Source organism: Acinetobacter sp. BZX-2 (assembly GCF_055179795.1).
Genome location: NZ_CM143686.1, coordinates 2,798,657 through 2,822,932, shown reverse-complemented (window position 1 = coordinate 2,822,932; position 24,276 = coordinate 2,798,657). Strand labels below are relative to the sequence as shown.

General features: G+C 36.8%; 22 protein-coding genes, 1 tRNA gene and 1 pseudogene. 13 read left to right on the top strand and 11 right to left on the bottom strand.

Going from position 1 to position 24,276, the window contains the following annotated elements; translation table 11 throughout:
• The first annotated feature begins 21 nt into the window (after window positions 1-21).
• From ACY45D_RS13315 to ACY45D_RS13305, 3 genes and pseudogenes are all read left to right on the top strand, one after another.
• Window positions 22-1,164: a cupin domain-containing carboxymuconolactone decarboxylase family protein gene (locus ACY45D_RS13315; RefSeq protein ID WP_463107161.1), complete on the top strand. Its 1,143-nt coding sequence runs from the start codon at window positions 22-24 to the stop codon at window positions 1,162-1,164.
• 18 nt (window positions 1,165-1,182) lie between these two features.
• Window positions 1,183-2,268: an alpha/beta hydrolase gene (locus tag ACY45D_RS13310; RefSeq protein ID WP_463107160.1), complete on the top strand. Its 1,086-nt coding sequence runs from the start codon at window positions 1,183-1,185 to the stop codon at window positions 2,266-2,268.
• 47 nt (window positions 2,269-2,315) lie between these two features.
• Window positions 2,316-2,426, top strand: a pseudogene (locus tag ACY45D_RS13305) (AlpA family phage regulatory protein); the annotation flags it as partial.
• A gap of 51 nt (window positions 2,427-2,477) precedes the next feature.
• On the opposite strand, the gene ACY45D_RS13300 reads toward ACY45D_RS13305, so the two are convergent.
• Both ACY45D_RS13300 and ACY45D_RS13295 read right to left on the bottom strand, forming a co-directional pair.
• The gene (locus ACY45D_RS13300) at window positions 2,478-3,476 is read right to left on the bottom strand and encodes an NADP-dependent oxidoreductase (RefSeq protein WP_463107159.1); all 999 of its coding nucleotides are present in this window, start codon (window positions 3,474-3,476) and stop codon (window positions 2,478-2,480) included.
• Between the two features lie 479 nt (window positions 3,477-3,955).
• Window positions 3,956-4,771, bottom strand: coding sequence for an oxidoreductase (locus ACY45D_RS13295; RefSeq protein ID WP_463107158.1), 816 nt, complete (start codon window positions 4,769-4,771; stop codon window positions 3,956-3,958).
• A 381-nt stretch (window positions 4,772-5,152) separates the two neighbouring features.
• Here ACY45D_RS13295 and ACY45D_RS13290 point away from each other — a divergent pair, with 381 nt between their 5' ends.
• Genes ACY45D_RS13290 through ACY45D_RS13275 form a run of 4 tightly spaced genes read left to right on the top strand, consistent with a single transcriptional unit; the run spans window position 5,153 to window position 8,601 of the window.
• A complete protein-coding gene (locus ACY45D_RS13290) occupies window positions 5,153-6,001 on the top strand; it encodes an alpha/beta fold hydrolase (protein WP_463109488.1) in 849 nt (282 codons plus the stop codon).
• A 39-nt stretch (window positions 6,002-6,040) separates the two neighbouring features.
• Window positions 6,041-6,904, top strand: a complete 864-nt coding sequence (locus tag ACY45D_RS13285) for an alpha/beta fold hydrolase (protein ID WP_463107157.1) — start codon at window positions 6,041-6,043, stop codon at window positions 6,902-6,904.
• A 51-nt stretch (window positions 6,905-6,955) separates the two neighbouring features.
• Window positions 6,956-7,342, top strand: a complete 387-nt coding sequence (locus tag ACY45D_RS13280; RefSeq protein ID WP_463107156.1) for a helicase — start codon at window positions 6,956-6,958, stop codon at window positions 7,340-7,342.
• An 8-nt stretch (window positions 7,343-7,350) separates the two neighbouring features.
• Window positions 7,351-8,601 carry an NADH:flavin oxidoreductase/NADH oxidase family protein gene (locus ACY45D_RS13275; RefSeq protein WP_463107155.1) on the top strand — a complete coding sequence of 417 codons (1,251 nt, stop codon included), beginning with the start codon at window positions 7,351-7,353 and terminating at the stop codon, window positions 8,599-8,601.
• Between the two features lie 60 nt (window positions 8,602-8,661).
• Here ACY45D_RS13275 and ACY45D_RS13270 read toward each other — a convergent pair whose 3' ends face one another.
• From ACY45D_RS13270 to ACY45D_RS13255, 4 genes are all read right to left on the bottom strand, one after another.
• Complete coding sequence (locus ACY45D_RS13270) at window positions 8,662-9,102, bottom strand: winged helix-turn-helix transcriptional regulator (protein WP_463107154.1); 441 nt, start codon at window positions 9,100-9,102, stop codon at window positions 8,662-8,664.
• 118 nt (window positions 9,103-9,220) lie between these two features.
• Complete coding sequence (locus tag ACY45D_RS13265) at window positions 9,221-10,432, bottom strand: tyrosine-type recombinase/integrase (RefSeq protein ID WP_463107153.1); 1,212 nt, start codon at window positions 10,430-10,432, stop codon at window positions 9,221-9,223.
• 175 nt (window positions 10,433-10,607) lie between these two features.
• Window positions 10,608-10,683 (bottom strand) — tRNA-Arg (locus ACY45D_RS13260).
• A 97-nt stretch (window positions 10,684-10,780) separates the two neighbouring features.
• The gene (locus ACY45D_RS13255; RefSeq protein WP_463107152.1) at window positions 10,781-12,139 is read right to left on the bottom strand and encodes an amino acid permease; all 1,359 of its coding nucleotides are present in this window, start codon (window positions 12,137-12,139) and stop codon (window positions 10,781-10,783) included.
• A gap of 316 nt (window positions 12,140-12,455) precedes the next feature.
• On the opposite strand from ACY45D_RS13255, the gene prpF reads away from it, so the two are divergent.
• Both prpF and ACY45D_RS13245 read left to right on the top strand, forming a co-directional pair.
• Window positions 12,456-13,643, top strand: a complete 1,188-nt coding sequence (gene prpF / locus ACY45D_RS13250) for a 2-methylaconitate cis-trans isomerase PrpF (protein WP_463107151.1) — start codon at window positions 12,456-12,458, stop codon at window positions 13,641-13,643.
• Window positions 13,644-14,139: 496 nt separating this feature from the next.
• Window positions 14,140-15,093, top strand: coding sequence for a sensor domain-containing diguanylate cyclase (locus tag ACY45D_RS13245; RefSeq protein ID WP_463107150.1), 954 nt, complete (start codon window positions 14,140-14,142; stop codon window positions 15,091-15,093).
• A gap of 155 nt (window positions 15,094-15,248) precedes the next feature.
• On the opposite strand, the gene ACY45D_RS13240 is transcribed toward ACY45D_RS13245, so the two are convergent.
• Window positions 15,249-15,425, bottom strand: coding sequence for a hypothetical protein (locus ACY45D_RS13240; protein ID WP_463107149.1), 177 nt, complete (start codon window positions 15,423-15,425; stop codon window positions 15,249-15,251).
• A gap of 635 nt (window positions 15,426-16,060) precedes the next feature.
• On the opposite strand from ACY45D_RS13240, the gene ACY45D_RS13235 reads away from it, so the two are divergent.
• Window positions 16,061-16,972, top strand: a complete 912-nt coding sequence (locus tag ACY45D_RS13235; RefSeq protein WP_463107148.1) for a polyprenyl synthetase family protein — start codon at window positions 16,061-16,063, stop codon at window positions 16,970-16,972.
• A 154-nt stretch (window positions 16,973-17,126) separates the two neighbouring features.
• Here ACY45D_RS13235 and ACY45D_RS13230 read toward each other — a convergent pair whose 3' ends face one another.
• From ACY45D_RS13230 to ACY45D_RS13215, 4 genes are all read right to left on the bottom strand, one after another.
• Window positions 17,127-17,981, bottom strand: a complete 855-nt coding sequence (locus ACY45D_RS13230; RefSeq protein WP_463107147.1) for an SPFH domain-containing protein — start codon at window positions 17,979-17,981, stop codon at window positions 17,127-17,129.
• A gap of 20 nt (window positions 17,982-18,001) precedes the next feature.
• The gene (locus ACY45D_RS13225) at window positions 18,002-18,469 is read right to left on the bottom strand and encodes an NfeD family protein (RefSeq protein ID WP_463107146.1); all 468 of its coding nucleotides are present in this window, start codon (window positions 18,467-18,469) and stop codon (window positions 18,002-18,004) included.
• Window positions 18,470-18,581: 112 nt separating this feature from the next.
• Window positions 18,582-19,499, bottom strand: coding sequence for a patatin-like phospholipase family protein (locus ACY45D_RS13220; protein WP_296284826.1), 918 nt, complete (start codon window positions 19,497-19,499; stop codon window positions 18,582-18,584).
• A gap of 61 nt (window positions 19,500-19,560) precedes the next feature.
• Complete coding sequence (locus ACY45D_RS13215) at window positions 19,561-20,187, bottom strand: lysophospholipid acyltransferase family protein (RefSeq protein WP_463107145.1); 627 nt, start codon at window positions 20,185-20,187, stop codon at window positions 19,561-19,563.
• Between the two features lie 163 nt (window positions 20,188-20,350).
• On the opposite strand from ACY45D_RS13215, the gene ACY45D_RS13210 reads away from it, so the two are divergent.
• The 3 genes from ACY45D_RS13210 (at window position 20,351) to ACY45D_RS13200 (ending at window position 24,276) form a co-directional block, all read left to right on the top strand.
• Window positions 20,351-21,604: an MFS transporter gene (locus tag ACY45D_RS13210; RefSeq protein ID WP_463107144.1), complete on the top strand. Its 1,254-nt coding sequence runs from the start codon at window positions 20,351-20,353 to the stop codon at window positions 21,602-21,604.
• Between the two features lie 300 nt (window positions 21,605-21,904).
• On the top strand, window positions 21,905-23,566 hold the full coding sequence (locus ACY45D_RS13205) for a phosphoethanolamine transferase (RefSeq protein WP_463107143.1): 1,662 nt from the start codon (window positions 21,905-21,907) through the stop codon (window positions 23,564-23,566).
• A gap of 17 nt (window positions 23,567-23,583) precedes the next feature.
• The gene (locus ACY45D_RS13200) at window positions 23,584-24,276 is read left to right on the top strand and encodes a response regulator transcription factor (protein WP_463107142.1); all 693 of its coding nucleotides are present in this window, start codon (window positions 23,584-23,586) and stop codon (window positions 24,274-24,276) included.

The window sequence follows — 24,276 nt, the reverse complement described above, 5'->3', positions numbered from 1 at the left end:
TAGGGATAATGGGGAAATAAGATGAAACATCAGGTGAATGCTTTATTGGCGATGAGTTTTCTATCAGGTATGGTCTGGGCTGACGATAGAATTGAACAAAAAATTGAACAACAAATCATTCGAACTGAAAGACTGAGCATTCAATCTGCTCCAGCCAACAATTTTTCAGGTAAGGCAAACTTTACCCGTTATCCAGTGATGCCCTCACAAGGTGATGTTGCACCTGCCATTGTGAATTTTGAAGTCGGTGCGATCACCAACTGGCATACTCACTCACAGGGTCAATATTTAATTGTGACCGAAGGAGAGGGACGTACACAAGAATGGGGAAAACCTGTTCAAATGATTCGCAAAGGTGATGTTATTTGGTGTCCACCCAACGTTAAACATTGGCATGGTGCGAGTGAACATCGGGCAATGTCGCATATTGCGATTAGCCCTGTAGCCACTGATGGCAAGAGCGTGACATGGCTCGAAAAAGTGGATTTACCTACACAAGTAGAACCTTTAAAAATACCTGCAAAGGCCGAAACAGTACAGCTAAGCACTAGACAATTAAGCTTTGTTCCCATCGCTGTTTTTACTGCAACAGGTGAACTGGAAAAACTAAAACCTGCTCTAATCACAGGATTGGAGAATGGTTTAACGATCAATGAAATCAAGGAAGTATTTGCTCATCAATCTGCCTATGTTGGGTTTCCTCGTGCTTTAAATGGTATGTTGACTTTCAAACGTCTGCTCGAAGAGCGTGAAAAACAGGGGATTAAAGACATACACGGGGCTGAACCAAGCACTTTATCTAACCAAACTGATTACTACCAATTGGGCAGTGAAATGTTGGCTTATCTGAATAAAACCGATGTATCTGAAAGCTCAAAACCTTTATTTGATAACTTTTCACCCACGATGGACTACGCTTTAAAAGCGCATTTGTTTGGTTATTTGTTTAGTCGAGATAATTTACCGCCTTTAGAACGTGAATTGGTTGTGGTGAGTACACTTTCTGCTTTAGGTGATGTCAATGCCCAATTACGTTCTCATTTGAGGATTATCCAAAATTTAGGTATGGATAATGTCCAAATGCAAAAAATCATGAACACTTTACAGCATGCTATTGGAAGTGATCGGGTAGACAACGCCGAAAGTGTTTTAAAGCAACTATGATAATGGGAACGAGATAAAATGATGAATACAAATTCTATATTTGGCAAGTTATTGCTAACAATCTGTATTACAGCATCAATGTCAGCCTGCTCAGTCAATCCATATCAATCATCGGCTATAAGTATTGCACAGCAAGGTAATTTTGCTGCGGGTGGTCAAGTCATTCAAAGTGCAGGACAGTTTGACGACAAACAACTCTTTAATTCACAAGGTCAAACCCTGCATGGTGATCATGCCTCAGTATTTTATCAAATTCCTAAACATGCACGACATTATCCATTGGTATTCCTGCATGGTGCAGGACAATCAGCAAAAACATGGGGAACTACACCAGATGGTCGGGAAGGGTTTCAAACGCTTTTTCTTCGACAAAGATTCCCTATTTATTTGGTTGACCAACCACGTCGAGGACAGGCTGGACAATCTACAGTGGCGATAGAAATCCCAGCAACGACCAACGATCAAGCTTGGTTTAATATGTTCCGTTTAGGGCAGTATCCTCATTTTTTTAAAGGAGTGCAGTTCTCGCAAGACCCTGCTGCTTTAAATCAATATTTCCGTCAAATGACACCAAATACGGGTGCTTATGATGAACAGGTGATTAGCGATGCGATGGTTGAAGTCTTAAAAAAATCAGGCGATGCAGTATTGATTACCCATTCACAAGGGGGTGGCCCAGGTTGGTGGACAGCGATTAAATCGAATCAAGTCAAAGCGATTGTTGCGTATGAACCTGGTAGTGGTTTCGTTTTTCCTGAAAATGAAATCCCCGCAGATATACCAAGTGCTACAGGAACACTCAAAGCAACACCTATTAAGATGGCCCAGTTTATTAAACTGACCCAAATACCTATAGTTGTTTATTACGGTGACAATATTCCGACTCAAGTACAGGACAATGCAGCTCAAGACAATTGGCGTGTTCGTTTGAAAATGGCACAGCTTTGGGTGGATAAAATCAATCAACATGGTGGTAAAGCTGAACTCGTGCATTTGCCTGATATCGGTATTTATGGCAATACTCATTTTCCTTTTTCAGACCTGAATAATAGGAAAATTGCAGAATTACTTTCTACGTGGTTAAAAGAAAATGAGTTGGATTAAAAAGGAGCTGTTGTGAACTCATTTAGAGAATCATAAATGAGTTCTTACTGTACTATGATCCAACATTTCCCAAACAGACAAATTTAACAGTTGGTCGTGTTGGGTGGTCTGCATGGGAAATTAATCATTGGATTGAATCTAAGTTGGTGAGTCATTAATAATTGGGAGCTTTGGCTCCCTTATTTTTGTTTAAATCTCTGGATCTTATATTAATATTTGATTTTTAAGACGATTTTACCTTTTGCTCGTCCAGTATTCACATATTGGAAAGCATCTTTAATCTCAGTAAATGCATAAGTTTTATCAACGATTGGATTTATTTTCCCAGACTCGACTAACTTTGAAATTTCAGATAGCTGTTGTCCATTGGGTTGCATAAACAAAAATGAGTAAGTAATTCCTTTCTTTTTGGCTTTATTTCGAATTGACCAACTTAAAAGAGGAATAATACATTTCAGTAACCAATTGGCTTTGATTGTCTCAGCAAAAGCACGATCAGGTGGACCAGAGATACTGATAATACGACCACCACGTTTAAGGACATTTAGAGATTTCTCTAAAATTTTTCCACCTTGTGTATCTAAAACTACGTCATAGTCTATAAGTTCTTTTTCAAAATCAGTAGTTTTGTAATCAATGATAATGTCTGCACCTAATGCTTTGACCCATTGTGCATTTTTACCACTCGTGGTCGTTGCAACAGTCGCACCTAAGTGTTTTGCAAGCTGAATAGCAATTGAGCCAACACCGCCAGAACCTGCATGAATCAATACTTTTTGTCCTGCTTGAACTTTCGCAATTTCAACCAATGCTTGCCATGCAGTCAATGAAACAAGAGGGAGAGAGGCTGCGAGTTCCATAGAAATATTTTGAGGTTTTAGAGCCAGTGAAGATTGCTGAACTACAGTATATTCAGCAAAAGCACCATTTTGGTCAGTCTTGGCATATACTTCATCTCCAACTTTAAATTGACTAACATTTGCGCCCACTTGAACAACTCTACCTGCAAAATCATTGCCTAAAATAAAAGGAAACTTAACAGGCTGAATAGCCTTTAGTTCACCTTCTAAAATCCTTAAATCCAGTGGATTAATACTTGCTGCATGTATTTTGACAAGTACATCGTTCTCTGTAATCGGTGGTTTAGATTGTTCATCTAGTTGCACATCATCAATATTGCCGTAACGGTTAATATAGGCTGCTTTCATATAAGACCTCAATTAGTTCACTTTTTGTTTTAATGTTTTACGTATGTAAATCTACATTAAATTTTCAGATTAGGATGCATATCAGACTCTTCGATTAAAACTTGAATTGAATCATCAATAATGTTTATTTTTTATCATAATCTAAATAATGAATAGTTACTACTAAAATGATAGTTACATTTATGGAATTAATTCATCAGTTTGATTAAATAAAACGATTTTTAATCTGATGAGCCTTATTGCATAGATAAAAAGGTAAATAATTTTTATCATCATTTTCTTATTTTTATAAATATAAGCTATTGATTTATTAAGGTATATAATGTCATGGAATATTATTATGAGTTTAATATAACTCTTAAGATATTAGCTTAAAATTTGATCTTAAAGTACTTTTAACTAAAAGTTATGAATATAGAGAAATTGAATCAAAACCACACCAGTTTAGACATGGCTTTAATACTATAGCTTGATCTTGCTTAAGTCTTTGAAAGTTTCAGCCCTTTTTGAATAGCAAAGTATGAGATTTTTGAAGGGATAAGCTGCCTAAATAATCTAAAGCCTAATGCAGATTTTCCTGTCGTATAGTTAAGATTTGGAGAGGTTTTAGAGATAACAAGTAACACTTTATTTGCTACGATACTTGGATCATCCGACTTTTCCATTAGCTCTTCCATGATTAGACGCTGTTGAGCACGGACAGTATCGTAGTGTGGAATTTTCAAGTCTGCTTCAAGTAAATGAGCATCTAAAGATGTCTTTGTCTGAGCTGGCTCAATAACACTCACATGAATATTTTGTGACCTTAATTCATGACTCAAAGCCTCAGAATATCCACGAATCGCATGTTTCGTTGACGAATAAAGTGCCCAATAAGGTAATGGAAAAAATCCCATTACAGAGCCAATATTAATAATTTGTCCGCCGCCTTGTTGACGCATATGTGGGATTACAGCCTGAGTCATACGAACCATACCAAAAAAATTGGTGTCAAAAATTGATTGCGCTTGTGCCATTGAACTTTCTTCAGCGGCAGCAGGTGCAATAGCAAATCCTGCATTATTGATGAGCACATCAATATGACCTTCTAAATCTATGACTTTTTGAACGGCTGATTTAACTGAATGATCATGTGTAACATCTAAATCAATCATCTTAAAGGGGAATGATCGATGTGATTTTGTCACTTTTCGACTTGTACCATAAACAATATATCCAGCTTGATAGAGCTTTTCAGCGATAGCATAACCTATACCTAGGGATGCACCTGTAATTAAAATAACTTTGTTTTTCATGGGATTTTCCTAAATTAACTTCTTTTTTGATAAGTTTTTTAATCCAACGGGCTTATCGAAATATCATCATAATGAAAAAAAATCAAAGTTACTACTAAAAAAGTAGTGACTATTTAAAATTACTCCTGTATTGTTAGTATTAATTCGATAGTAACTGTTTTTTACTATAGATGTGTGTGCAGACCAGCTCAAGATATGAATGATTCCAAAAGTATGAGGTTCTTATTCTTAGGGTAGCGGTTTAGATATTAATCTTACTTTAGGAAATTAATCATGCGTGACTTACTCAAAAAAAGTCTGATTTCAATGGCTTTAGCTGTATCTAGTTCAATCTATGCGGATGTAAATACGGCTATTACCCCAAATTCAGGAGCGATTGTAATGACGGAAAAACAATATCAATGGACAACTGTTCCAACTCAGTTCATTTCAGCAGATGGTATTAATTTCGCCTATCGAGAGTACGGTCAACAAAATGGTGGAACTCCCATCATCTTTTTAAATCATTTGGCTGCTGTATTGGACAATTGGGATCCACGAATCATTGATGGTATTGCTGCAAAACATCATGTTGTTATTTTTGATAATCGTGGTGTCGGTGCTTCTACTGGTCAACCCGCAAAGTCCATTGAACAAATGGCAGATGATGCGATTACATTTATTCAAGCGAAAGGGTTTAAGAAGGTTGATTTATTTGGCTTTTCAATGGGCGGCATGATTTCGCAAGAGATTGTTTTAAAACAGCCGCAATTGATCCGAAAAATGATTTTATCGGGAACTGGACCTGCTGGCGGAACTGGAATTAGTACAGTGGGGCGAGTTTCTAATTGGGATTTAGTCCGTGGTATGACGACTCGCCAAGATCCTAAAGTCTATTTATTTTTTACGCGTACAGACAATGGTAAAGCTGCTGCGAAACAGTTCGTTCAACGCATAAATGAACGTACTGAGAATCGTGACAAAGAGATTACCATTTCTGCATATCGTGCCCAGCTTAAAGCCCTAAAAAAATGGGGAAGTAAAAAACCTGCTGACCTTTCAGTTATTCAACAACCCGTCTTAGTTGCTAACGGTGATAATGACCGTATGGTTCCAACGGTCAATACGTATGACTTGGCAAAACGTTTACCGAATAGCTCACTCGTAATCTATCCAGATGCAGGTCATGGTGGAATATTTCAGTTTAATCAAGATTTTGTAAAACAATCGCTCACGTTCTTAGCTAAATAAATTTAAACCCAATCAGATATTTAAATGAGGACAATGAAGATGACAACGTTTACACACCAGACGGCTGAAACCCAGTTTATAGAGGTTGATGGAGCAACTTTTGCATATCGTCGCTGGGGGAATCCAGATACTCAACAACCACCTTTATTTTTTCTGCAACATTTCCGTGGTGGTTTGGACAATTGGGATCCGTTAATTACTGATGGGTTAGCAGCAGGGCGAGAAATCATTTTATTCAATGGTCGTGGTGTTGCTTCATCCACTGGTCAGCCACGCACCCGCATTGAGGATATGGCTGATGATGCTGCCGCAGTGATTCGTGCATTGAATTTAAACCAAGTCGATCTACTCGGATTTTCATTGGGAGGATTTCAAGCACAGGATTTAGTACGTCGTCATCCTAAACTGGTCAGAAAGTTAATGCTTTTGGGTACAGGACCAAGAGGTGGAAAACCACGCGGTGATGATCCAGATGTACCAGCTTTGGTCTTGAAGCATGCAACCAGTGCTTTGCCTTCTGAAGAGGACTTTCTTTTTTTATTTTTTGGTCGATCACCAAAAGCAATTCAAGCAGGTCGTGATTTTTGGCAACGTCGCCATCTGCGTAAAGATCAGGATCCCGCAAGTTCAGTCGATGTGATGCAGGCTCAGATTGAAGCCAATATGCACTTTTTACCGAAGCTTGATGAACACGATCCATTTGCACATTTACGTGAGATTAAACAGCCGACTTTTATTCTGAATGGTGTGGATGATGTGATGATTCCGACCATTAATGCCTATCAGATGGCACTGAATATTCCAAATGCACAGCTATTCATTTACCCAGATGCAGGGCATGGCGCACAGTTTCAGTATCCAGAACGATTCGTTAAACATGCCATACAGTTTCTAGATGAGTAATCAACCAGAATTTCTTTTGTGTTTTTATATATTGGTGAACTGAGAGCTAAAATGATGAAATTTAAATTATTACTGTGGATGCTGACCAAGCTGTTACAAAGGGCTGTGAAAACTAATCCGAAATGTGCCGCATACGTGAAAGATAAAAATGTCACATTCCAAATCCAGACGGTAAGTGGTGAAGGACGTTATTTTGAAGTTAAAAATGGCAAGATAAGTTCTCACGCAGGACAAACCAAATCCCCAAGTTTTACCTTTACCTTTAAAACAGGTCGTAAGGGTTTTGCAGTGTTATCAGCTAAAGATAGTGTGAATACGTTTTTAACAGCGCTTAGAACAGAGGATCTTGTGATTACTGGAAACTTTGTAGATGTGATGTGGTTTCAAAGTTTAGTGGACTTTATTCAACCTCATTCTAAATTATCTTCAACTGTGTGAGCGAAGCCATGACTCATTTGCCATTAAAAACGAATCTCCTAAATCAGCCTTTAACTTTACCGAATGGTGTGGTGATTCCAAATCGTTTGGCTAAAGCAGCAACCAGTGAAACCTTAGCCACCTATTCCAATAATCCAACTGAAAAACATGTTCGTCTATACCAGCGTTGGACCTCATCAGGGATTGGCATGATTATCACGGGTAACATTATGATCGACCGACGTGCCTTAGGTGAACCAGAGAATGTTGTGATTGAAGATGAGCGTGATTTTGAAATTTTACAGAAATGGGCGAAAAGCGTTACCGAGCAAGGTTCACAATTGTGGGCACAATTGAATCATCCAGGGAAACAATCACCAAAAGGATTAAATGCTCGTAATATTTCTGCGTCAGCAGTGCCATTTGGTACTGAAATGCAATCTTTATTTGCTACCCCAGATGAAGCAACTCATGATGAAATCACAGAGATTATTCAACGCTTTGGCCGTAGTGCTGCAATATGTAAAAATGCAGGATTTAGTGGTGTTGAAATCCACGCCGCACATGGATATTTGATTAATCAATTCTTATCACCATTACACAATTTAAGAACGGACGAGTGGGGTGGTACACCTGAAAAACGTCGTAAGTTTCTAATGGACGTTTATACAGAAATAAGAAAACAGGTAGGCACAGATTTTCCAATCGCAATTAAACTCAACTCAGCTGATTTTCAAAAAGGTGGCTTTACAGAGGAAGACTCTTTAGAAGTCATTAAAGCATTAGCAGTCGCAGGGATTGATCTGATCGAAATCTCAGGTGGTACTTATGAGTCAGGCGTAGCTAAAGCACCTCAAAAAGCATCGACTATTGCTCGTGAAGCATTTTTTATCGATTTTGCTGAAAAGGTAAGAGCACATGTAAAAACACCTTTAATGGTGACAGGTGGTTTTAGAAGTGTTGACGGAATGAATCAAGCTTTAGAATCAGGTGCTTTTGATATAGTCGGGATTGCAAGACTTATGGCAATTGATCCTGATGCTCCCAAATATTTATTAGCAGGAACCAATAGCAAACAAAAGGTTCAACCTATTAAAACAGGAATTAAAAAAATCGATAGTCTTGGGATTATGGAAGTGCTGTGGTATACCCAACAACTTAACCGTATTGCTCTAGGTAAAGCACCAAAACCTAAAGAAAGCGGTTTCTGGGCATTTATTAAATCTGTTTTACGTAGTGGTTGGGGAACGTATGCGACACAACGGACAAGAACAAAATAATGAATCGATCATTAAAATAAACAGTATATAAAAGCACTCGTATTGAGTGCTTTTATATATTTATTCACCTTGTTGGCGAATAAGTCGTGTACCAATTTCTGCACCAGTCACTTGATCGATCACAATAGGCTTGATTTCAGTACCATTTTCAGCATCAATAAAGGTGGCCATTTCTTCAGGATGCTCGTAAGGTTTGTGTTTACGTCCCCATGCTCCGATCACAAATAAAACAGGGAGAAAATCCTGACCTGCTTGAGTGAGTACATATTCTTCACGTGGCGGATGTTCAGAATATTTGCGTTTTTCAAGTAACCCTTCATCAACTAAAACAGACAAACGTTTAGTTAACATTGTAGGCGCAATGCCTAGGCTTTTACGAAATTGATCAAATCGTGAGAAACCTGAGTGTGCATCTCGTAATATCAGCATACTCCAAGCATCACCTAAAACGGATAGGCTTCTCGCAATTGGGCAGATTTCAAGGCTGGTATTTTTGTTCATATAGAATTAATAAATTTGAGAGCTACTACTGAAATAATAGTAACATGTTTTAATATACAAAACTAATTCTTAGAGGAGAGATAGTAACAATTACTGTTCCTAAAATTAAAGAAAGTTACTATCCATTTTTTATTCCTTCACAATAATCCGCCCATTTCTGCATCATGATTTTTCTCTTCTCTAAATGCTTGGTACGGTTGTAGGCTCGGCCATGCATATCTTTTACTTGATGGGCTAACTGTTGCTCAATTAGCTCAATAGGGAATTCTAAAACCTCTTCTAAAATTGTACGTGCAGAAGCACGGAAGCCATGCCCACACGCTTGTTCACTGGTATAGCCTAAGCGACGTAAAGCTTGATTGATGGTATTTTCCGACATCGGCTTTAAGTTGGAAGTGGTTGCAGGAAATACATATTCACTTTTAGCTTTTGTTATTTGGGTAAGTTCAGAAAGTAAATGGATCACTTGTGTAGATAACGGGACAATATGCTGAACTCCTGTCTTTGATTTTGTTTTGGGAGGGGTGTAACTCCATAAGCCTTTTTGAAGGTCGATATCTTGCCACTTAGCATGTCTTAATTCGCCTGGGCGAACAAAAACTAAAGGAGCAATACGTAGAGCATATCGTGTGATGACAGAACCCTCATAATGATCAATATCATTTAAGAGTAAGGCAAAATCTTTAGGTTCTACCAAAGCGGCCATATGTGTCACTTTGGGAGGGGAGATGGCTCCCTTTAAATCTTGAGTAACATCACGTTCACAAAGTCCAATTGAAACAGCATATCGGAGGATCTGACCACATTTTACTTTGACCTTTTTAGCGGTTTCTAATTTTTCTTCTTTTTCGTAAATCCGACAAACCTTCAGGATATCCATGGCTTTAATTTCATGCATTGGGATTTTACCAATATGCTGATTGATTACTTCTAATAAGCGTTGTTGCCCTTTAACTGTTGATTCCGCAAAGTCTTGCTTTGCCATCCATTCATGTGCAATATTTTGAAAAGTATTATTATTCGTATTTAATATCTCATTCTCAATTCTAAGCTTTTCAACATGTGGGTCGATATTTTGAGAGAGAAGGGTACGGGCTTCATCTCTTTTAAGTCGTGCTTCAGCGAGGCTAGTTGTTGGGTATATACCAAAACTAATGGTATTGCGCTTTTTAGTGTATGGACGACTATAGTCAAATTTCCAATATTTATAGCCATTTTTGTGAATGAACAAATAAAGACCTAAACCATCTGAAATTCGTTGGTGCTTGTTTGGATCAGCTTTAAGGCTTTTGATCTTACTATCAGTAAGGCTTTTGACTATTTTTGGCATTTTTACAGTACACAGTTTTGCGTATAAAAGTTTGTACTGTAATTTATACTGTAAAAAATATTAGCTCACAAGAGAATTTATAAGATTAATTTAGACTTTATCTTTCTTATTTTGTTGAATTATATGTATTTTTATTGTAGGTTTGGAGTGCTGTAGATCAAAATAAACCATAAAATGGTGCGCTCTGCGGGACTCGAACCCACGTCGGTCGCTTAGGAGGCAACTGCTCTATCCAGTTAAGCTAAGAGCGCAACAGCCAAGTAATTTACCGTATATACCTATGAAAAAAAAGCTATTATCGAAATAATAGCTTTTAGAAAATTAGAAACAAATGATAGTCAAAATGAACTAATCTGATTTTTTAGCATTAAGCATTTTAAATAAAATTGCCATAACAACGATCCAAATAGGAATCATGATTACAGACTCTTTAAAACCTTGCATCCACATAATATAAAGTACAGTTAAAATGAATAACAATACTAAATAGTTACTGATTGGAGACCAAAGCGCAGGGAATTTAGTCAGCTTACCCGCTTTTTGCATTGCTTGTTTAAATTTGAGATGAGTCAAACTGATCATTGCCCAGTTTAAAACCAAAGCACCAACCACGACATACATCAAGTGACTTAAAGCATCTTCGGGAACAAAATAGTTTAATAATACGCAGCCAAAAATAAGCAATGCAGAGAACAATACTGCTGGAATTGGCACACCTTGTTTATTCACTTGAGCGAAAACTTTAGGTGCATTCCCTTGTTGCGCTAAACCGAATAGCATACGGCTATTGGCATACATCCCACTGTTATATACAGAAAGAGCCGCTGTTAAGATAATGAAATTCAGCAAATGCGCTGCCCAACCAATTCCCAATTGACTGAAAATCATAACAAATGGACTTTTATCCAAGCCACCGAGGTCTAATTGATTCCAAGGTACAAGTGATAACAGAATTGTTAATGAACCTACATAGAAAATAAGAATACGGAAAACAACTTGATTGATTGCTTTAGGAATAGTTTTTTCAGGATTTTCAGCTTCAGCTGCTGCCATACCAATCAATTCAATACCGCCAAAAGCGAACATTAAAAACGCAAGCATGTAAAACAACCCATCAAAGCCATGCGGGAAGAATCCACCATGTGCCCAAAGGTTGCTAAACGACGCTGTTGAACCAGCATCGGCTGTTAATAATAGATATAAGCCAAAAACAATCATTGAAACAACGGCTGCAACTTTGATTATAGATAACCAAAATTCTGATTCACCATAAAACTTAACATTGGCTAAATTGACTATTGTGATGACCACAAAGAAAAAGAGTACCGAGGTCCACGCAGGAATATGAGGCCACCAGTAATTAATGTATTTAGCAACAGCAGTTAACTCAGTCATTGCAACCAAGATATACAAAATCCAGTAATTCCAACCTGCTAAAAATCCAGGAAATTTCCCCCAATATTTATTGGCAAAATGGCTAAATGAACCTGCAACAGGCTCTTCAACAATCATTTCGCCCAATTGGCGCATAATTAAGAAAGCAATTAAACCGCCGATTGCATAACCTAAAATAATAGATGGGCCTGCAGATTGTATGACCTGTGCTGAACCTAAAAATAATCCTGTACCAATCGCGCCACCCATGGCTATCAATTGAATGTGTCTATTTTTAAGTCCACGATGTAATTGTGTAGACTCGTTGCTCAATTTTTCCGGCTCTATTTATTCGAATTTAATTATTGTAATTGATTGGTAACTGTAAACCTAGTAGACGAGAGATTTATGTAAGCGAACTGCAAAGTCAAAAAAAAGATTCTTGAATAATCCATTTCATTTTCAACAAAATAAATTATTTATTATTGTTTAAATTTTAAATCAAACTGAACAATATTTAACCTTGATATAAAAATATTTAAGACTTAAGTGCATCAATAGATATTTTTGCTGAAAAAAAGGGTAATATAAAACTGAATGATGGTTCATTATTTTGTTGCAACAATGATAAACGAAAGGAATGTATAAGATGAGTTTTGCACCACAGATCAAAATCCCTGCAACTTATATGCGTGGTGGTACAAGTAAAGGTGTCTTTTTCAAAATAGATGATTTGCCTGAACGTGCACAAATTGCAGGTGTTGCGAGAGATCAATTATTGCTTCGTGTGATTGGCAGTCCAGATCCGTACGGAAAGCAAATTGATGGTATGGGTGGTGCAACTTCGAGTACCAGTAAAACGGTTCTTTTGGCTAAAAGTAATCAACCAAACCATGATGTAGACTATCTGTTTGGACAAGTTTCAATTGATAAAGCATTTGTAGATTGGAGTGGTAATTGCGGTAACTTAACTGCGGCGGTGGGATCATTTGCAATTAGCAATGGATTGGTTGCTCAAGACCGTATTCCTGAAAATGGGATTTGCACTGTTCGTATTTGGCAAGCCAATATTAAAAAAACCATCATTGCGCATGTTCCAATGACCGATGGACAAGTCCAAGAAACGGGTGATTTTGAATTAGATGGTGTCACTTTTCCTGCGGCTGAAGTTCAAATTGAATTTTTAGATCCAGCAGATGATGGTGAAGACGGTGGGGCAATGTTCCCAACAGGTAATGTAGTTGACACACTTGATGTGCCTGACATTGGAAGTTTTCAAGTCACACTGATCAATGCTGGTATTCCTACAATTTTCTTAAATGCAGAAGATATAGGTTACCAAGGTACTGAATTACAAGATGATATAAATGGTGATAATACGGCATTGGCTCGTTTTGAAAAAATCCGTGCTTATGGCGCATTAAAAATGGGTCTAATTCAAGATGTAAGTGAAGCGACAGGTCGTCAACATACACCGAAAGTCGCATTTGTATCAAAGTCAAAAGCCTATACATCTTCAAGCGGTAAACAAGTGGGTGAAGCGGATACAGACTTATTGGTTCGTGCATTATCTATGGGGAAATTGCATCACGCTATGATGGGTACAGCAGCAGTTGCAATCGGTACTGCAGCAGCGATTCCAAACACTTTAGTAAACCTTGCCGCAGGCGGTGGAGAACGTGAAGCTGTTCGATTTGGACATCCATCAGGGACACTCAGAGTCGGTGCACAAGCTTTGAATGAAAATGGTCAATGGGTGGTTAAAAAGGCCATCATGAGCCGTAGCGCAAGAGTTCTGATGGAAGGTTGGATTAGAGTTCCTGCGGACAGTTTTTAATCACTTGGGGTTGATGTGTTTGAAGTGGATAAATCATTAGGAAAAATGTATAAATCTGAAATTTAAATGATCAATCATTTTAAACCTTGCCATGGCAAGGTTTTTTGTTAATGTGAATTTCATCATGTTATGTATTATTTTTGTTTTATATATGGCAAAATGCGTTAAAATTAACGATTGAATAATCTGTAGATAAAATTTTTCAATATTGAATAATGTTGTATCAAAATGATTTTAGCAGAATTGATTATTCCATCCAATTTAATCAGGTGTGTAATTCTTAGGTTATATTTTTAGATAAAGATTTTAATATCAGTTATTTACAATATTAAAGTTCTATTCTTAAACGTACATTTTATTATACCGATTTAAAGTGAGTTTGATTCAAAATAAGAATGTTTAACATGGGTTAATTTTTAATTTAATTATTGAGTACATTGATCATCCAGTCTGAAAAATGGATTAGGTTCAAAGTGTTATGAGTTTGAGGTAGTCTATGGAAGCGGAATATACAAAGATCAAGCAGGCTATTGATAATATAGATGTGATTGATTTTTTAAAACAATCAGACAAATTGTATTTGGTTTCTTTTATTTCCCAATTCCCATTACCCATTGCCATATTTGATAAAAATGCTCGGTTTCTAGGCGTAAATCAAAAATTTTCAGATATTTATGAAAGTGATGCTTTGTATCTTTTTGACAAATTATTAAATACATTTTCTTCTGTTGTACATGCGCAATTTCAAGAAGCATTAGATGCTTTCGAACAGCATCAGAGTTATTCTGAACAGGTTTTTTACGTTAAAGGAAAGTTTTATCTTTCCTATTTTAAACCGATGCGTGATCAAAACAATCATGTCGAAATGGTCATGTTGGTCTGTTCAGATGTTACACGGTTAAAGCGCCGTGAAAATGTTTTGTTATTCAATAATAAAAAATTACATGATCATCTGTATTTGGATTTTGTGACTGGTTTACAAAATAAAATGGCTTTTGATCATTATATCAACGAGTTATTTCAGGGAGAGAATAAAGAAAACTGTTCTTTCTTAAAAATTGATTTGGATGATTTCAAGCGCTTTAATCAGTTACATAGTTATACCAGTGGAGATGAAGTTCTTTCTCAATTGGGAGAGCTATTAAATGAGACGATTGCATATACAGAAGCTAAAATTTTCCGATTAAATTCAGCAAGTTTTGTTGTCGTGATTACCAGTCTGACTGAATGGGCAGCGATCACACTCGCAGAAAGATTAAAATTTACGATTGCAGATCAGCAAATTGTATTTGGAAAAGCTGATGAGTTTTTAACAGCATCGATTGGAATTTATCATTTAAATCAATTGGATCATGTTGTTAGTTTTGATATTTTACAAAAACTGGATGAAGCGGTACGGTCTGCGAAAGAGCAGGGTAAGAACGGATTGTATGTGCTAAAAGATAGATAATGACCGTACTGATGTATTGATGGTTAAATGTACCAAATTTTAATTTTATTATTTAAATACATGAGTTTAAGATAAGTATAAAGGGTGGGTTAATGTTATAAAACAACCCACATCAAGTGAGTTGTTTGTTTAAGTTTTAATAATTGATTTTTAAATTATTTTTGATCAGGTTTTTTCTCATCCGTTTTCTTTTCATCCTCTACACTGGGTGTGCTTTCTGGAGCGGGTTGAGGTTTTTGATCATTGCCACGAGGGTGTGGAAGAGTTTCATTGGCTTTAATAGAAAATTTGTTGAATGAACCTTTTCGTGGACTGTTTGTATTGGCTAACATAATTATTCTCAAATTTAACTGTCGAAGATTCGACCTCACAACAATGGCATGTTCTACAACTTACAATGAGACTGATTGTGGAGGCTTTTGTAGATATATGTAGAAATTAAACTTTTATATCTTATTTATATTTCAGTGTTTTTTTCTCGTGTCCTTCATGTTTTTGATTTGTTTAATGTTGTAGAAAGTCAACATCATTAAATTTTATTGAATGGATACTGAACAGATACATTACTTTTTGTCATAGATTTTTAAAGCTCTTTTTATTGCAATAACAAATAAAGTTGATATGTGTTTTATACGATAGGGCAGACTTTATGTTGCAAGTATGTGCTTTATTTTCTTTTATGGATGGTCGTAATCATGTGCGCAAAATTTATAGACATCGGTTGCTTGTTAACTTCATGGTTGATTCAATCAAAGTCAGCTTTAAAGTGATTCAAAATTACGCAATACACATTTTAAAATGAATAGTTTTAGGCGAAAAGGTTATGATAAGCATTATTTTTGCTTAGGAATTAAGGGGTGTGAATTATGATGACTCATAGTAGAATGTTCACACTCATCAAATATACCAATTTATCTAGAATTCATTTTTCATTGAATGCTAGAGATTCGTACAAATCGAGGCGGATGTGACTTCTATTCCAAATGTAAACGCAGAAATTTTAAAACGTGCTCAGCAGCAAATTCAGCAAGATTTACAAACAGCTTTGGATGCTTTTTCATTACCAGAACCTTTGAAATCTGCTGTTCATCATACGGTGATGCTGGGGGGGAAACGAGTTCGACCTGCTTTATGTTATGCCACTTCACATTTAAAAAATGATAATCCGAATTTTGCAGCTGTGCGTCGGGCAGCTGTGGCTATTGAGTTTATTCATTGCTATTCATTGGCACATGATGATTTGCCTTGTATGGACAATGATTTATTACGCCGTGGGCAACCAACATGTCATGTTGCATATGGTGAAGATACTGCATTACTTGCAGGTGACATTCTTCAATCTATGGCCTTTGAGGTTTTAGGCAGTCGTTTGTTTGATCAGGGGCAATCTGTTGATCAAGCAGTCGTATTAAAACAAATGCAGATTTTGGCAACAGCAAGTTCGAAAATGGTGTGTGGTCAAGTTTTAGATTTGCAAGCTGAAGGGAAGCATGTTGATCAAGAACACTTGGAAAATATTCACCGTAATAAAACAGGTGCACTGATTCAGGCTGCGATTATGATGGCTGCGGTAACGATTTTTGCAGGCACTGATCTAGCGATTCCTCAATTAAGACAATATGGGCAAGCCATTGGCCTAGCTTTCCAAGTTCAAGATGATATTTTGGATGTAGTCTCAGATACCGCGTCTTTAGGCAAAACTGCGGGTAAAGATGAACAAGTGGACAAGTCTACTTATCCCGCGTTGATGGGTTTAGAGAATGCCAAAATTTATGCGCAAGAACTGCATGATCAAGCATTTAATGCTTTGGAATACTTTGGAGAGCATGCTCAAGAGCTCAATCAGATTTCGCAATTTTTATTGGCTCGTCAAAATTAATCTAGCGATGCTTTGAATTGCGAAATCAGTTGGATGGTCATTTCTGTTTAGAAATTTTTAGATGCTTAATCGTCACTTGAAAAGTTTAAGCCAAAAAATAGGCAACTCAAAAGTTGCCTATCTAATAACTATAATAACTAAATGAACAATTTATTTAGTTATTTCTACCCATTACACCACGAATGGTATTCATGATATCTGCAGGAAGAACCACTGTTTTTGCATTATTCGATTTGGACATATCTTGCATCGCCTTCACATATTGCTCACCCAGTAAGTAAGCAACAGGGACTTCTTTATCTCCAACAGCTGCTGTAACCATTTCAATGGCTTTTTGTGATGCTTCTGCAAGTACAACCTGTGCTTCGGCATCACGACGAGAAGCTTCTAAGCGGCCATCCGCTTCTAAAATAGCGGCTTGCTTTTCACCATCTGCTCGCGTCACAGTTGCACGACGTTGACGTTCAGCTGCCGCCTGAGCTTCCATGGCTGCTTGCATTGTACTTGAGGGTTGAATATCTTGAATTTCAACAGTTTTAAGCGTAATACCCCAGTCAGAAATATCATCTGAAATAGCCGCTTTTAACTTGGCTTTAATATGATCGCGAGAAGACAAGGCATCATCTAGATCCATTTCACCGACAATCGAACGCAGTGAAGTTTGTACTAGGTTTTGGATGGCCCAAGTATAGTTTTCAATACCATAAACCGCTTTTTCAGGGGTTGTTAAGTTAATATAAGCCACAGCATTCATCACCAAGACGGCATTATCACGAGTAATGACTTCTTGTGATGGAATATCCAACACAATATCTTTGGTCGTAACTTTATATGCAACTTCGTCTACATAAGGAATAATAAAGCTGAGTCCAGGACTGAGCGTCGTATGGTATTTACCCAAACGTTGTACAATCCATTTATAACCTTGCGGAACAATACGAACACCTTTGAAGATAGTGATAGCAACAAATGCAAGAATTGCTAAAACAACAATAGAACCAAATCCCATTTATTTTTCCTCTTTGTTCTTTATGATGATATTGATGAATAAGGCTGTACAACGAGATCATTACCTAAAATATCGGTCACTCTTACTCGGTCACCGACTTGAACAGGTGATAATGTACGGCAATTCCATTCATCGGAACCCAAAACAGGCATAGGAAAGCGAACACGAATCTGATCGTGCGAAAGCCCGATTTGAATGACCATTCCAGTTTGTCCAATGGTTGCTTCACGAGGTAAGCCAGCTTTGGTTTTATCTACAGACAATGGTTTGATAAATTTAAACCAAGCGACAGTACAAATGATCGAAAGAATAATCCAACTGATGATTTGCACGATGAAACTCATGCTTGGAAAAAGCCACAATAAAAGACTAACGACAACAGCGGCTATGCCAAACCATAACGCAGCAAATGCAGGTAAAATTAATTCAGATAAGATCAGCAAAATGCCTAAGACAAACCAATGCCACGGTTCAAAAATAAAGTTCATACATCTACTCTAGTGATTATTCATTGATATAGATGACGCATCATCTATATCAATGTAGCAGATCATTTGAATACTGCATATAAAAACTTGATTATTCTTGTTTTAGCCTTGTTTAGAATTTAGCACGAGGTGCAGGTTTCAAAGCAGCAGGGGATTTTTTAAAGTTATTAATCGCTGCTTGAATTGAAGTAATTTTCAATTGTGCAGCTTTTTCACCTTCTAAAATGGCTTGATTGCTAGATTTCAAATCTAATGTACCCAAATGACCAACTTTGGGTTGAATCACCACATTCGCCTGACTCAATTCCTGATTGATACTTTGCTGTCCCATGATGTTAATGGTTTGATCTAATAATCCCCACATATTCATCGGTTGGCTGCCCGTTGGACGTGCAGAAATATCTACAGCAATCACAATATCTGCACCCATGTCACGGGCTGTTTGTACAGGAATCGGACTGACTAAACCACCATCTACATATTTGGTTTTGCCAATGGTTGCAGGGACAAATACATTGGGAATACTGCAAGACGCACGAACGGCTTGACCTGCATTACCTTTAATAAATTCAGCTTTTTGACCATTATCCAAGCGAGTTGCAACAGCAGCAAAGCGAACAGGAAATTGTTCGATTGGTTTATTGGCAACATTGCGATTGATATAGTCTTGTAGTTTTTGACCTAAAACAATGCCTTGGCTGTTTAAGGTTAAATCACGCAGATCAGATTCTTTTAGCTGTTGAGCAATCTGTTGCATTTGATAAGGTGACTTTCCGCTTGCGTAGATACTACCAACAAAACTACCCGCACTGGTTCCTGTGACAATTTTCGGTTTAATGCCGTGAGATTCTAAAACTTTCAGCACACCAATATGAGCAAAGCCTTTCGCACCGCCACCACCGAGTGCAATTGCAATCACAGGTTCGCGAGCCTTTATCGACGTGGTTTGAGTTGGAGTTTTAGTGGCCTTATCACAACCAACTAGGGCTAGACCCATTAAGCCTATAAAACCAAGTTGTTTAAAACGCATACGGTATTACTTTTGATCAGATAAAATATGCGCACATCTGAACAGATTGCATGATTTTTTTCTAGCCATTTTTCAAAAGTTTTTGTAAAGGTTTAGATAACCAACTTGGCTTTTTAGGTGAAAAGTTGCCTTTAAAACGATTCAAAATATCCTCTAAGTCTTGGTCATAATTACCCGTAGCTTGTAAAGTGCCTAGACAGTGAATGGTTTTATGATCGTAGTCGAAAGAAAAAATAGCGATTGGAATATTGGCGCCCATTGCAATATGGTAAAAACCACTCTTAATTTTCTCTGCTTTTTTTCGTGTACCTTCAGGTGCAATAGCAATCCAAATTTTTTCTTGTTGATTGATAATGCCTACAATCTCTTGCGTTAAGCCATGCGCAGAATCACGATTGACAGGAATCACGCCCATCCATTCGAAAAGCCCTTTTAATGGTGTTTTGAATAAACTGTCTTTACCAAAAATGGTAATTTTTAGACCGATACCTAACATGGCCAAAAAAGCATACAAACCATCAAAATTTGACGTATGTGGTGCAATAAATACAACAGCTTTAGGTAAATTCGGAAATTCACCCACAAATTTCCATCCTTGAGCTAAATAAAGGTTTTTAAAAAGATTTCGACTAGTTTGACTTCCACGCTGTGGAACTTGCTCAGGGAGCACTGGAAATTTTTGTGACATATTTTTAGAATGACTACTTTTAGTGGTATTTAATGATCAGTTTTTGTTTTTGCCAATGTTCAGATGATTCGCAAAATATGAATATTACAAAGAATAGCAACTAAAGCAAACAATTAAAGCAATATAATTGCCTAGCCCTCACATGGATTTTGGACAAAACCGAATGCCTAAAATGTATTTACTGTTGTTTTCATTGTATTGGGCACAAGGTTTACCCGTTGGTTTCATGACGCATGCTTTACCTGTCATTTTACGTTCTCAAGGGGTTTCATTGGCACATATCGGTGGCTTTGGTTTACTGATGGCACCTTGGGCAATGAAAGTGCTTTGGGCGCCTTTTATTGATAAATTTGGATATGCACATTTGGGACATTATCGAAGCTGGATTTTACCAACGCAGTTTTTGACGATTCTTATCCTAATTCTTTTATCCTTTTTGCCAATTCAATCATTGAATCAACCGATATATTTATTGTCTTTTTTTATTGCCTTACTGTGTATGAATAGCATTGGCGCGACACAGGATATTGCAACAGATGGTTTAGCGGTATCGATTCTCAAAAGTGAGCAACAACATCTTGGAAATATGTTCCAAGTGATAGGCTCTCGCTTAGGTTTCATTGTGGGCGGTGGTGCAATTTTATGGGCAATGGATTGGTTAGATTGGCAGCGTACTTTTTTAATTTTAGCTGCAATCGTTGCTTTAAATACTATTCCGATTTGGCGCTATAAAGAGCCCATACATCAAAAAAACATGGTCATTGATCAAGCTCAAAGCATCGTACAAACTGAAATCGGTATTGTTCAAAAATTTAAATCATACTTAGATTATTTCTTTAAAAATAAGCAAATGCGAACATGGTTTTGGGTCTTGTGTAGTATCAAAATTACGGATGGTTTGACTGGGCCGATCACCAAACCTTTATTGGTCGATTTAGGTTTAAGCCTTTCACAAATAGGGGTTTATATCACCATGCTGGGTGCTTTTGCTGCTTTATGTGGTGCAGGTTTAGCAGGTTTTTTATTAAAAAAGATCAAGCGTGATCGAGCTTTACTGGTATTTGCTATTTTTAAGTTGGTGAGTTTGTCAGGATTTGTTTGGTTAGCTACGATGCATGAGCAACTGCTGCCAGTTTCACCTTGGTTAGTTTATGCAATCAATGCCTTAGAAGACCTTTCATCGGCAATGTTATTGGTGATTATTTTAACTTTAGTCATGCAATATAGCCGTAGTGAGCATGCTGGAACAGACTTCACTTTTCAAGTATCAATCATGGCTTGTGTGAGTGGGGTACTCTATACGATCAGTGGTGTGATTGGAGATTATTTAGGGTATTTAAATTTTATGAGTTTAATATTCATTATTGGATTAATATGTTTAGTGCCGATTTATCGGTGGATGTATTATTTTAAATGATAATTATAATCACTATATTATCGTTTGAGCTGAATATGCGATGTAATGAAGCGATTAAATAGTATGTTTTTCTCTTTTGTTGTTAATTATTGAAAATAAACAATTATTTTAAAATGGGTTAATGATTTATTGTTATTGATTTTTTATCATGATTTAAGAATAAACGGTATTTTAAATCATGAATAAACAGTGGAAATAATAAAGTAAAAATACTGCTTTATGCTTGGGAATTATATTTTAAGTTGGATTTAAGTTTCATTTTTTAAATTATGCCCATCTTAGTGAACTTCCGTCACAGTGATGTCTAATTTAATACAACGAATAAAACAACGTGAAATTTCGATTTCTCTGACTACTTTTAATTTAATTTTGGCCGTATGGTTAGGTGTCTGTTTGAATTTGGGATTTTTAATCAAAGTTCAGTCATTTACACCTTATCAAGGCATCAAAGCACAACTGTTTATTGTTGCGACAGGCTTTGTTTTAATCGCTTTATATAACTTATTGTTGAACCTAGTAGACTGGAAATGGACAGCAAAATTCTTTGCAGTTATTTTAGTTTTTATTGGTGGTTTTAGTTCATATTTTGTGAACTCATTGGGCGCAGTGATTTCGCCTGACCAAATTCAAAATATTGCACAAACAGATCCTGCTGAAGCCTTTGATTTATTGTCTATTCAATATTTTGTATGGGCGATTTTCTTGGTTATTCTGCCTATTCTCATCATACTTTGGGTGAGAATAAAGCCTGAAAAAATTGGCAGAATGTTGATGTTTAAAGGTTTAAACATTGCAGGTTCTTTTGCTGTTATTGCAAGTTTACTGTTCGTATTTTATGTTGATTATGCTGCAATTTTCCGTGAACATCGTGATTTGAAAGGGATGATCTCACCGCAAAATACCATTGCTTCAACGATTTCTTATTTTCATAAAAAAGCACCTAAACAAAATTTGCCTTTAATTCGCTATGGTGAAGATGCACATTTGGTTGAAGAGGTTGCACTTAAACATTTACCTAAATTAATGGTTTTAGTCGTTGGTGAAACTGCGCGTGCTGAAAGTTTTTCTCTAAATGGTTATACCAAAAATACCAATCCAGAATTGTCAAAACAAACCAACCTGATTAATTTTTCTCAAGTAAGCTCATGTGGTACAGCAACTGCAGTATCTGTTCCATGTATGTTTTCAGGTATGCCACGTATAAATTATGACGAGCAGTTGGCCAGCCATCGTGAAGGTTTGCTCGATATTGCACAACGTGCAGGCTATAAAGTGACATGGATTGATAATAATTCAGGTTGTAAAGGTGCATGTGATCGTGTGGAAAAATTTGTTATTCCAGAAGAATTAAAGCAAAAATGGTGTAAGGATGGTGAGTGCGAAGATGGAATCCTTGTTGATAGCTTGCAACAGTACATTCGTCAAATTCCAAAAGACGATCAACAACCTCGTTTAATTGTTTTACATCAAATGGGAAGTCATGGTCCTGCGTACTATAAGCGTGCACCTGCTGAGTTTCAAAAATTCCAGCCCATTTGTGCAACCAATGCGATTCAAGGTTGTACACAAACAGAATTGATCAATAGTTATGACAATACGATTTTGTATACCGATCATATTTTGAATCAAGTGATTGAAACTTTAAAACAGCAAAAAAATTACCGTACTGCGTTTTGGTATTTATCAGATCATGGTGAGTCTACAGGAGAACATGGAATGTATTTACATGGTGCCCCTTATGCAATTGCGCCAAGTCAACAAACACATGTTCCAATGGTGATGTGGTTTTCAGATGCATGGAAATCGATTGCAGCGAAGCAAGTGAATTGTTTAACTCAACAAAAAGGTGCAACATTAAGCCAAGATAATTTATTCCCAAGCTTATTAAGTTTGTTAAATGTAAAAACTCAAGTGATTGATCCAAAAAATGATATGTTGCATCAATGTGCTGTGCGTAGTTGATTGAAAGGATATTGCCCGTGATTAAAATCTTGATGATTGAAGATGATTTTATGATTGCAGAATCATCGCAAACGCTGCTGAAGTTTCATGGTTATGAAGTTGAATGGGTGAATAATGGCTTAGACGGGCTAAAACTGCTCAGTCAACAATCATTTGATTTGGTTTTATTGGATCTCGGTTTACCGATGATGGATGGTATGCAAGTTTTAAAGCAAATTCGTCAGCGTTCGGGTTTGCCTGTTTTGATTATTTCAGCACGTGATCAGTTGCAAAACCGTGTGGATGGTTTAAACCAAGGTGCAGATGATTACTTAATCAAACCTTATGAGTTCGATGAGTTAGTCGCACGTATTCAAGCCTTGTTAAGACGTAGTGGCAGCTTAAATTCACAAATCATATCTCAAGAATCTGCAATTCTAAAAAATGGTGAAGTGACTTTAGACGTAGAACAGCATATTGCAACTTTAAAAGGCAATACTGTTGAGTTATCTAATCGTGAATGGGCGATATTAATTCCTTTAATGACACATCCGAATAAGATATTTTCTAAATCAAATTTAGAAGATAAATTGTATGCCTTTGATAGTGAAATCAACAGCAATACCATTGAGGTCTATGTACACCATATTCGTTCAAAACTCGGTAAAGATATTATTCGTACGATACGTGGTTTAGGCTACCGCTTAGGACAGACACAGAAAGCAGAATAA

Excerpts from the sequence above, each read along its gene's own strand:
- ACY45D_RS13315 (WP_463107161.1), top strand. The coding sequence starts at position 22 with ATGAAACATCAGGTGAATGCTTTATTGGCGATGAGTTTTCTATCAGGT.
- ACY45D_RS13310 (WP_463107160.1), top strand. The coding sequence starts at position 1,183 with ATGATGAATACAAATTCTATATTTGGCAAGTTATTGCTAACAATCTGT.
- ACY45D_RS13300 (WP_463107159.1), bottom strand. The coding sequence starts at position 3,476 with ATGAAAGCAGCCTATATTAACCGTTACGGCAATATTGATGATGTGCAA.
- ACY45D_RS13295 (WP_463107158.1), bottom strand. The coding sequence starts at position 4,771 with ATGAAAAACAAAGTTATTTTAATTACAGGTGCATCCCTAGGTATAGGT.
- ACY45D_RS13290 (WP_463109488.1), top strand. The coding sequence starts at position 5,153 with ATGACGGAAAAACAATATCAATGGACAACTGTTCCAACTCAGTTCATT.
- ACY45D_RS13285 (WP_463107157.1), top strand. The coding sequence starts at position 6,041 with ATGACAACGTTTACACACCAGACGGCTGAAACCCAGTTTATAGAGGTT.
- ACY45D_RS13280 (WP_463107156.1), top strand. The coding sequence starts at position 6,956 with ATGATGAAATTTAAATTATTACTGTGGATGCTGACCAAGCTGTTACAA.
- ACY45D_RS13275 (WP_463107155.1), top strand. The coding sequence starts at position 7,351 with ATGACTCATTTGCCATTAAAAACGAATCTCCTAAATCAGCCTTTAACT.
- ACY45D_RS13270 (WP_463107154.1), bottom strand. The coding sequence starts at position 9,102 with ATGAACAAAAATACCAGCCTTGAAATCTGCCCAATTGCGAGAAGCCTA.
- ACY45D_RS13265 (WP_463107153.1), bottom strand. The coding sequence starts at position 10,432 with ATGCCAAAAATAGTCAAAAGCCTTACTGATAGTAAGATCAAAAGCCTT.
- prpF (WP_463107151.1), top strand. The coding sequence starts at position 12,456 with ATGAGTTTTGCACCACAGATCAAAATCCCTGCAACTTATATGCGTGGT.
- ACY45D_RS13245 (WP_463107150.1), top strand. The coding sequence starts at position 14,140 with ATGGAAGCGGAATATACAAAGATCAAGCAGGCTATTGATAATATAGAT.
- ACY45D_RS13240 (WP_463107149.1), bottom strand. The coding sequence starts at position 15,425 with ATGTTAGCCAATACAAACAGTCCACGAAAAGGTTCATTCAACAAATTT.
- ACY45D_RS13230 (WP_463107147.1), bottom strand. The coding sequence starts at position 17,981 with ATGGGATTTGGTTCTATTGTTGTTTTAGCAATTCTTGCATTTGTTGCT.
- ACY45D_RS13225 (WP_463107146.1), bottom strand. The coding sequence starts at position 18,469 with ATGAACTTTATTTTTGAACCGTGGCATTGGTTTGTCTTAGGCATTTTG.
- ACY45D_RS13220 (WP_296284826.1), bottom strand. The coding sequence starts at position 19,499 with ATGCGTTTTAAACAACTTGGTTTTATAGGCTTAATGGGTCTAGCCCTA.
- ACY45D_RS13215 (WP_463107145.1), bottom strand. The coding sequence starts at position 20,187 with ATGTCACAAAAATTTCCAGTGCTCCCTGAGCAAGTTCCACAGCGTGGA.
- ACY45D_RS13210 (WP_463107144.1), top strand. The coding sequence starts at position 20,351 with ATGCCTAAAATGTATTTACTGTTGTTTTCATTGTATTGGGCACAAGGT.
- ACY45D_RS13205 (WP_463107143.1), top strand. The coding sequence starts at position 21,905 with ATGTCTAATTTAATACAACGAATAAAACAACGTGAAATTTCGATTTCT.